The following is a 1,919-nucleotide window of genomic DNA, read 5'->3' on the forward strand; positions in this document are numbered from 1 at the left end:
GACGTGTGCCGGTCGGGTGTGCGGGTCGAGGTGGACGTAGTTGGTCTTGGTCCAGGTGTAGGTGGTGCCGTCGAGTTCGTCGGTGAGGGTGAAGGGGTGGTGGGGGTCGTCGGGCAGGCCGAGGGCGGGCAGGTCGAGGTGGACGGTGGCTTCGCGGGGGTGGTGGGGGTTGAGGTTGACGATGGCCAGGACGGTGTCGTTGTGGCGGCGTTTGGAGAAGGCGAGGAGTTCGGGTTGGTCGATGTGGTGGAAGTGCAGGTTGCGGAGCCATTGGAGGGCGGGGTGGGTGTTGCGCAGGGTGTTGAGGCGGGTGATGAGGGGGGCGATGGTGGTGCCGTTGGTGGTGGCGGTGTGCCAGTCGCGGGGGCGGTACTGGTATTTCTCGGAGTCGCGGTATTCCTCGCTGCCGGGGCGGACGGGGGTGTTCTCGCAGAGTTCGTAGCCGGCGTAGATGCCCCAGGTGGGGGAGAGGAGGGCGGCGAGGATGGCGCGGATTTCGAAGGCGGGGCGGCCGCCGTGCTGGAGGTATTCGTTGAGGATGTCGGGGGTGTTGGTGAAGCAGTTGGGGCGCATGTGGGCGGCGGCGGGGCCGGTGAGTTCGGTGAAGTAGTCGCGGAGTTCGTCGGCGGAGTTGCGCCAGGTGAAGTAGGTGTAGGACTGGTGGAAGCCGATTTTGGCGAGGGTGTGCATCATGGCGGGGCGGGTGAAGGCTTCGGCGAGGAAGATGACGTCGGGGTCGGTGGTGTTGATGTCGGCCAGGAGGCGTTCCCAGAAGGGGACGGGTTTGGTGTGGGGGTTGTCGACGCGGAAGATGCGTACGCCGTGGTCCATCCAGTGCCGTAGGACGCGTTTGATCTCGTTGTAGAGGCCGTCGGGGTCGTTGTCGAAGTTGAGGGGGTAGATGTCCTGGTATTTCTTGGGTGGGTTCTCGGCGTGGGCGATGGTGCCGTCGGCGCGGGTGGTGAACCATTCGGGGTGCTGGGTGACCCAGGGGTGGTCGGGGGAGCATTGCAGGGCCAGGTCGAGGGCGATTTCGAGGCCGTGGTGGCGGGCGTGGGCGACGAAGGCGTCGAAGTCCTCGATGGTGCCGAGGTCGGGGTGGACGGCGTCGTGGCCGCCGTCGGGTGAGCCGATGGCCCAGGGGGAGCCGGGGTCGTGGGGTCCGGCGTCGAGGGTGTTGTTGGGGCCTTTGCGGCCGGTGGTGCCGATGGGGTGGACGGGTGGGAGGTAGACGACGTCGAAGCCCATGTCGGCGATGGCGGGGAGTCGTTGCATGGCGGTGCGGAGGGTGCCCGGCATCGGGGGGCGGCGGCCCATGGGGTCCAAGCGGGCGCCTTCGGAGCGGGGGAAGAACTCGTACCACGCCCCGTACAGGGCGCGTTCTCTGTGCACGGCCAGGGGGAACCATTCCCCGACCGTGAGCAGATCGCGCAACGGATGACGCTCGAGGATCTCGTGGGCCTCCGGGTCGGCGGCCGCGTCCATCCGGTCGCGGACCGGGACGGTCTCGTCGGCGAGGCGGGCCGCGAGCCGGGCGAGGGTCGCCGCGTCCTTGGACGGGACGGCGTCGGCCGCGCGCTCGAACAGCTTCGCGCCCTCGGCGAACATCAGCTCGACGTCCTGGCCGGCCGGGATCTTGATCTGGGCGTCGTGCCGCCAGTGCGCGATCGGGTCGCCCCACGCCTCCACCCGGAACGACCACGACCCCGGCCAGGTCGGCGTCACCGGCGCCGCGTACCGGTCGGTGCCCGGGGCGACCTCCCGCATCCGCGACGGCGGGCACTCCTCCCCGTCCGGCGTCCGCAGCACCACCGCCGCGCCCAGCATCTCGTGCCCCTCGCGGAACACCGTCGCCGACACCTCGAACGTCTCGCCCACCACCGCCTTGGCCGGCCACCGGCCGCACCCCACCACCGGCT

At 69.8% G+C, this 1,919-nt stretch carries 1 protein-coding gene; it reads right to left on the bottom strand.

Annotated features, from left to right (window positions below; all coding sequences use genetic code 11):
- The coding region (locus ACFQ11_RS37635) for an alpha-1,4-glucan--maltose-1-phosphate maltosyltransferase (protein WP_378307724.1) at positions 1–1,914 on the bottom strand (1,914 nt) is incomplete at its 3' end.
- Positions 1,915–1,919 lie beyond the last annotated feature (5 nt).

Origin of the sequence: Actinomadura sediminis (genome assembly GCF_042675525.1) — a bacterium.
Taxonomy (GTDB): Bacteria; Actinomycetota; Actinomycetes; order Streptosporangiales; family Streptosporangiaceae; genus Spirillospora; species Spirillospora sediminis.